Raw genomic sequence first — 6,918 nt, forward strand, 5'->3', positions numbered from 1 at the left:
GTCCCCGACCCATCCGCCGACCACCCACGGCCACACCGCCATGTCCCCGACCCATCCGCCGACCGCCAACCTCCGTCACCGACCGAGACGCCCCCACTCACCACCCCCGCGACGCGAACCCACAGGTCAGAGCCATTGTCAGTGGGCGGGTGCAGGATGGACGCATGGTCAGCTCCGCACACCGAGCCCTGGACGGCTTCTCCCCCGCGACCCGCGGCTGGTTCACGGGGGCCTTCTCCGCGCCCACCGCGGCCCAGGCGGGCGCGTGGAACGCCATCAGAGAGGGCTCGGACGTGCTGGTGGTCGCCCCCACCGGTTCCGGCAAGACCCTCGCCGCGTTTCTCGCCGCCCTGGACCAGCTGACCTCGACGCCCCCGCCGGCGGACCCGAGGAAGCGCTGCCGGGTGCTGTACGTCTCGCCCCTCAAGGCCCTCGCGGTCGACGTGGAGCGCAACCTCCGCAGCCCGCTGACCGGCATCCGCCAGGAGTCCGTCCGGCTGGGCCTGCCCGAGCCCGAGATCAAGGTCGGGATCCGCTCCGGCGACACCCCGCCCGCGGAGCGCCGCGCCTTGTCCACCCGCCCTCCGGACATCCTGATCACCACCCCGGAGTCCCTGTTCCTGATGCTGACGTCGGCGACCCGCGACGCGCTGACCGGCATCGAGACGGTGATCCTTGACGAGGTGCACGCGGTGGCCGGCACCAAGCGCGGCGCCCATCTCGCCCTCTCCCTGGAGCGCCTCGACGAGCTCCTGCCGAAGCCGGCCCGCCGCATCGGCCTCTCGGCGACCGTCCGCCCGGTCGACGAGGTCGCCCGGTACCTCTCGCCGCGCCGCAAGGTGGAGATCGTCCAGCCGAAGTCGGGCAAGGAGTTCGACCTCTCGGTGGTCGTCCCCGTGGAGGACCTGGGCGAGCTGGGCGGCTCCCCGGTCGCCGACGGCTCGGAAGGCCAGGAGCGCCCCTCCATCTGGCCGCATGTCGAGGAGCGGATCACCGACCTGGTCCAGGCCCACCGCTCGACGATCGTGTTCGCGAACTCCCGCCGTCTCGCGGAGCGCCTGTGCAACCGGCTCAATGAGATCGCGTACGAGCGCGCCACCGGCGAACCCCTGGACGAGCACCACGCCCCGGCCGAACTGATGGGTGGCTCCGGCGCGGCCCAGGGAGCCCCGCCGGTCATCGCGCGCGCCCACCACGGCTCGGTCTCCAAGGAGCAGCGGGCCCTGGTCGAGGAGGACCTCAAGGCGGGCCGCCTGCCTGCCGTGGTGGCGACCTCCAGCCTCGAACTCGGCATCGACATGGGCGCGGTCGACCTCGTCGTCCAGGTCGAATCACCCCCCTCCGTGGCCTCCGGCCTCCAGCGCGTGGGGCGGGCGGGCCACCAGGTCGGCGCGGTCTCCACGGGCGTGGTCTTCCCGAAGTACCGCGGCGACCTCGTCCAGGCGGCCGTGGTCACCGAGCGCATGCGCACCGGTTCCATCGAGTCCCTGAAGGTCCCCGCCAACCCCCTGGACGTCCTGGCCCAGCAGTTGGTGGCCATGACCGCGCTGGACACCTGGCAGGTCGACGACCTGCTCGCCACGGTCCGCCGGGCGGCCCCCTTCGCCTCGCTCCCGGAGTCGGCCTTCACGGCGACCCTGGACATGCTCGCCGGCCGCTACCCGTCGGACGCGTTCGCCGAGCTTCGCCCGCGTGTGGTCTGGGACCGCGTCACCGGCACGGTCACCGGCCGCCCCGGTGCCCAGCGCCTCGCCGTCACCTCCGGAGGCACGATCCCGGACCGCGGCCTGTTCGGTGTCTTCCTCGCCGGGTCCGACCCGAAGAAGGGCGGCGGCCGGGTCGGCGAGCTGGACGAGGAGATGGTCTACGAGTCCCGGGTGGGCGACGTCTTCACGCTGGGCACCAGCTCCTGGCGCATCGAGGACATCACGCGCGACCGCGTCCTGGTCTCCCCCGCGCCGGGAGTGCCGGGCCGGCTCCCCTTCTGGAAGGGCGACCAGCTCGGCCGGCCGCTCGAACTGGGCCGGGCGGTGGGCCAGTTCCTGCGCGAAGTGGGTTCGCTGCCCAAGGAGGACGCCCGGCTGCGCCTCCTCGCGGCGGGCCTGGACGCCTGGGCCGCCGACAACGTCCTGTCGTACCTGGACGAGCAGCGCGAGGCCTGCGGCCATGTCCCGGACGACCGGACGATCGTCGTCGAGCGATTCCGCGACGAGCTGGGTGACTGGCGGGTCGTCGTCCACTCCCCCTTCGGCGCCCAGGTCCACGCCCCGTGGGCGCTCGCCCTCGGCGCCAAGCTCTCCGAGCGCTACGGCATGGACGCCCAGGTGATGCACGCCGACGACGGCATCGTGCTGCGCCTGCCGGACGCCGATCTGATGGGCCTGGACCTGCTCGACCAGGAGCCCATGAAAGCGGGAACGGAGTACGACGCGGAACAGGCACCGGTCGGCGCGGCGGACGTCGTCTTCGACAAGGGCGAGGTCGACCAGATCGTCACCGATCAAGTGGGCGGCTCGGCCCTGTTCGCCTCGCGCTTCCGCGAGTGCGCCGCACGCGCGCTGCTTCTGCCCAAGCGCAACCCGGGCAAGCGGACCCCGCTGTGGCAACAGCGCCAGCGCGCCGCCCAACTGCTGGAGGTCGCCAGCGAGTTCGGCTCGTTCCCGATCGTCCTGGAGGCCGTCCGCGAGTGCCTGCAGGACGTCTTCGACGTCCCCGGCCTCGTGGAGCTGATGGGCGACCTGGAGTCCCGCAAGGTGCGCCTGGTCGAGGTCACCACTCCCGAGCCGTCTCCCTTCGCCCGCTCACTCCTGTTCGGGTACGTGGCCCAGTTCCTCTACGAAGGGGACTCTCCGCTCGCCGAGCGCCGCGCCGCCGCCCTGTCGCTGGACTCACGGCTGCTGGCCGAACTGCTGGGCCAGGCGGAGCTGCGCGAACTCCTCGACGCCGAGGTGCTGACCGAGCTGGAGCGGGAGCTGCAATGGCTCACCGAGGACCGGCGGGTGAAGGACGCCGAGGGCGTCGCGGACGTCCTGCGCCTCCTCGGTCCGCTGACCGACGCCGAGCTGGCCGAGCGGGGGGCGGAGCCGCAGTGGGCCCAGGAGCTGGCCGGCGCCCGCCGCGTGATCCGGGTGCGCATCGGCGGCGGCGAGCACTGGGCGGCGATCGAGGACGCGGGCCGGCTGCGCGACGCGCTCGGCACGGCCCTGCCGGTCGGCGTGCCGGAAGCCTTCATGGAACCGGTCAAGGACCCACTGGGCGATCTCCTCGCCCGCTACGCCCGCACCCACGGCCCCTTCACCTCGGCCACGGCCGCGGCCCGTTTCGGCCTGGGCGTTGCGGTCACGGAAGGTGCCCTGCAGCGGCTCGCCGCCGGCGGCCGTGTCGTACAGGGCGAGTTCCATCCGGCGGGCATCGGCCAGGAGTGGTGCGACGCGGCCGTGCTGCGCAGGCTGCGCCGCCGCTCCCTGGCTGCCCTTCGCCACGAACTCGAACCGGTGGCACCACAGGCCCTCGCCCAGTTCCTCCCGCAGTGGCAGCACATCGGCAAGGGGCACGCGCTGCGCGGCATCGACGGACTGGTGCGGGCGGTCGAGCAGTTGCAGGGTGCGTCCGTGCCCGCCTCGGCCCTGGAGAAGCTGGTCCTGCCGTCCCGCGTCACCAACTACACCCCGGCGATGCTGGACGAGCTCACCGCGGCCGGGGAGATCGTCTGGGCCGGCGCGGGGGCCCTCCCGGGCAAGGACGGCTGGGTCTCCCTCTACCTGGCCGACGCGGCCCCTCTGCTCCTGCCCGCGCCGCACCCCCTGGAGCTGACGGCGCTGCACGAATCAGTCCTGACCGCCCTCTCCGGCGGCTACGGCCTGTTCTTCCGCCAGATCGCCGACCAGGTCCGCGCCACCACGCACCCCGACGTCACCGATCCCCAACTGGCCGACGCCGTCTGGGACCTGGCCTGGTCCGGCCGGCTGACGAACGACACCCTCACCCCCATGCGCTCCCTGCTCGGATCGGGCCGCACCGCGGGCTCGACGGCCCACCGCGCCAAGCGAGCGGTCCCGCGCGGCCGCTACGGCTCCCTCACGGCGGCCGCCCGTCCCGCCTCCCGCAGCGGCCCGCCCACGGTCGCCGGCCGCTGGTCCCTGCTCCCGTCCCGCGAGGCCGACGCGACGGTCCGCGCGCACGCGCTCGCCCGCACCCTCCTCGACCGGCACGGCGTGGTCACCCGGGGGGCCGTCGCCGCCGAGGGCGTCGAGGGCGGCTTCTCGGCGACGTACCGCATCCTGTCGGCGTTCGAGGAGAGCGGGCAGGCACGGCGGGGCTATGTGGTGGAGGGACTCGGCGCCGCCCAGTTCGCGATGGACGGCGCGGTGGACCGCCTTCGCGCGGTGTCCAACGCCCGGGACCGGGGCGAAGCCCTGCCCCAGCCGCCCACCGACGGCACCCCAGGAGACAGCGTCTTCGGCTCCCCCCACGCCTTCACCCCGCCGGGCGACCGCGCGGCCGACGGTGACACCCCGCTCGGCCACACCCCCTACGGCGCCGACTTCCCCGACTCCTTCGACTGGACGGACGCCTTCGACAACGCGGACGGCACCGCCCCGAGCGGCGACCGGACTGATACAAGCCGTCCCGGCCTCGACGACGACTTCGGCGTCCCGCGCACCCCGTCGAGGGACGAATACGTCTCCCCGCGCGACTTCCCCCGTGACTTGTCCTCCCCAGGAGCGGGCGGCCCGCGAGGCGGCTCCACCTCCCCCTTCGGTTCCTACGACTCGTACGGCGCCGCCCTCCCCAACCGGCGCCGCACGCCCGACAACCGGGCCGTGGTCCTGGCCGCCGCCGACCCGGCCAACGCGTACGGCGCCGCCCTCCCCTGGCCGGAGCCTCCGACCGGCGCGGGTCACAAGCCGGGCCGCAAGGCGGGCTCCCTGGTCGTGATCGTCGACGGCGAGCTGACCCTCTACATGGAGCGTGGCGGCAAGACCCTGCTGGCCTGGCCCGCGGAACCGGACGGCACAGCGACCGACGACCCCCGGCTGCGGACGGCCGCCGAAGCCCTCGCCGGGGCAGCCCGCGCGGGTTCCCTCGGCACGGTCACGGTCGAGCGGGTGAACGGCGCCTCGGCCCTCACCTCACCGATCGGCGCCCTCCTGGAAGGAGCGGGCTTCATCGCGACGCCCCGTGGGCTGCGGCTGCGGGCGTGACCAGCACACCGCGCCGTCCCGCCGCCTCGTGCCACCCTTGACCCATGCCCGAGGGAGACACGGTCTGGCAGACCGCGAGACGCCTGCACGGCGCCCTCGCGGGCAAGGTGCTGACCCGCAGCGACTTCCGGGTGCCGAAGTACGCCACGGCCGACCTCAGGGGCCGTACGGTCCTTGACGTCACTCCGCGCGGCAAGCACCTCCTGACCCGTGTCGAGGGCGGGCTGACCCTCCACTCGCACCTGAAGATGGACGGGTCCTGGAAGGTGTTCGCCAACGGCCGCCGCTGGACCGGCGGCCCGTCCCACCAGATCCGCGTGATCCTCGGCAACGAGGACCACACGGCCGTCGGCTACCGCCTCCCCGTCCTGGAGCTCATGCGCACCTCGGACGAACAGCGCGTCGTCGGCCACCTCGGCCCCGACCTCCTCGGCCCGGACTGGAACCCCGAGCGGGCGCTCGCCAACCTGCTCGCCGACCCGGCGCGCCCCCTCGGCGAGGCCCTGCTCGACCAGCGCAATCTCGCCGGCATCGGCAACGTCTACAAGAGCGAGCTGTGCTTCCTGCTCGGCGTCACCCCCTGGCTCCCCGTCGGTGCCCTGCCCGCCGAGCGCGCCGCGAAGCTGCCGGAGTTCGCCAAGAGGCTTCTGGAGGTCAACCGCGACCGCCCGGTCCGCAGCACGACCGGCCGACGCGGTCAGGACCTGTTCGTGTACGGCCGCGCCCCGCGCCCGTGTCTGCGCTGCCGCACCTCGATCCGCGTGGCCGACCAGGGCGACGGCTCCCGCGAGCGCCCCACCTACTGGTGCCCGCGCTGCCAGACGGGACCGGCCCCGGGCACCGCCCCACCCCGCGGAACTCCACGCCGTACAACCAATTGACGGCCCGTCAGAAACCCTCGTACCGTCCCCTCATGCCCGTCAAGGCGTACGACCTCACCGGACGCACCGCATTCGTCACCGGGGCCGCCGGCGGCATCGGCCGCGCCTCGGCCGTCCTGCTCGCCGAAGCCGGCGCCACGGTCCACTGCGCCGACCGCGACGCTCAGGGCCTGCACGAGACCGCCACCCTGGTCAAGGACGTCGGCGGCACGGCGCACACGCACCACCTCGACGTCACCGACCGGGAGCAGCTGGGCCGGGCCGTCGCCTCCTGCGAGCGCCTGGACGTCATGGCCGCGATCGCCGGGATCATGCACAGCAGTCCGGTCCTGGAGACCCGCGACGAGGACCTCGACCGGGTGCTGGACGTCAACTTCAAGGGCGTCCTGTACGCCTGCCAGGAGGCGGCACGCGCGATGCTCGCCCGAAAGGCGCGCGGGAGCATCGTCACCATGGCGTCCGGCGCCGTCGACACCGGCCGACCGGGGCTGCTGTGCTACGGCGCCGCCAAGGCCGCCGTGGTCCAGCTCACCAGGACCCTGGCGAGCGAGGTCGGCCGGCACGGCATCCGGGTCAACGCGGTCGCGCCGGGCTGGACCCGTACGCCCATGACCGACCGGCACGAGGCCGAGGCGCAGGCACAGACCGAGGCGATGATGGCCCGGCTGTCCCCGCTGGCCCGGGTCGGCGAACCGGAGGACGTCGCCCACGCGGTGCTCTACCTGGCCTGCGACGCCTCGTCCTTCGTCACGGGCCAGATCCTGCGTCCGAACGGCGGAGTGGCGATGCCCTGGTAGCGCGGGCCACCGCCCGCCACCGCCCCGCCCCCAGGG

Annotated in this window: 3 protein-coding genes; all 3 read left to right on the forward strand. The window is 73.9% G+C overall.

Annotation, left to right across the window (positions count from 1 at the left end; genetic code table 11):
- Positions 1–164: 164 nt before the first annotated feature.
- Genes GRC12_RS40140 through GRC12_RS40150 form a run of 3 tightly spaced genes read left to right on the forward strand, consistent with a single transcriptional unit; the run spans position 165 to position 6,882 of the window.
- Complete coding sequence (locus tag GRC12_RS40140) at positions 165–5,204, forward strand: ATP-dependent helicase (protein ID WP_208785396.1); 5,040 nt, start codon at positions 165–167, stop codon at positions 5,202–5,204.
- A 44-nt stretch (positions 5,205–5,248) separates the two neighbouring features.
- Entirely contained in the window at positions 5,249–6,085 is an 837-nt protein-coding gene (locus GRC12_RS40145; protein WP_208785397.1) for an Fpg/Nei family DNA glycosylase, read from the forward strand.
- A gap of 32 nt (positions 6,086–6,117) precedes the next feature.
- Positions 6,118–6,882, forward strand: coding sequence for an SDR family NAD(P)-dependent oxidoreductase (locus GRC12_RS40150; protein WP_208785398.1), 765 nt, complete (start codon positions 6,118–6,120; stop codon positions 6,880–6,882).
- Positions 6,883–6,918 lie beyond the last annotated feature (36 nt).

The sequence above is a fragment of the Streptomyces griseorubiginosus genome (assembly GCF_017614965.1).
Classification (GTDB): domain Bacteria; phylum Actinomycetota; class Actinomycetes; order Streptomycetales; family Streptomycetaceae; genus Streptomyces; species Streptomyces griseorubiginosus_B.

Bases quoted from the DNA above. Each gene is read 5' to 3' on its own strand.
- GRC12_RS40140 (WP_208785396.1), top strand. From the start codon at position 165: ATGGTCAGCTCCGCACACCGAGCCCTGGACGGCTTCTCCCCCGCGACC.
- GRC12_RS40145 (WP_208785397.1), top strand. From the start codon at position 5,249: ATGCCCGAGGGAGACACGGTCTGGCAGACCGCGAGACGCCTGCACGGC.
- GRC12_RS40150 (WP_208785398.1), top strand. From the start codon at position 6,118: ATGCCCGTCAAGGCGTACGACCTCACCGGACGCACCGCATTCGTCACC.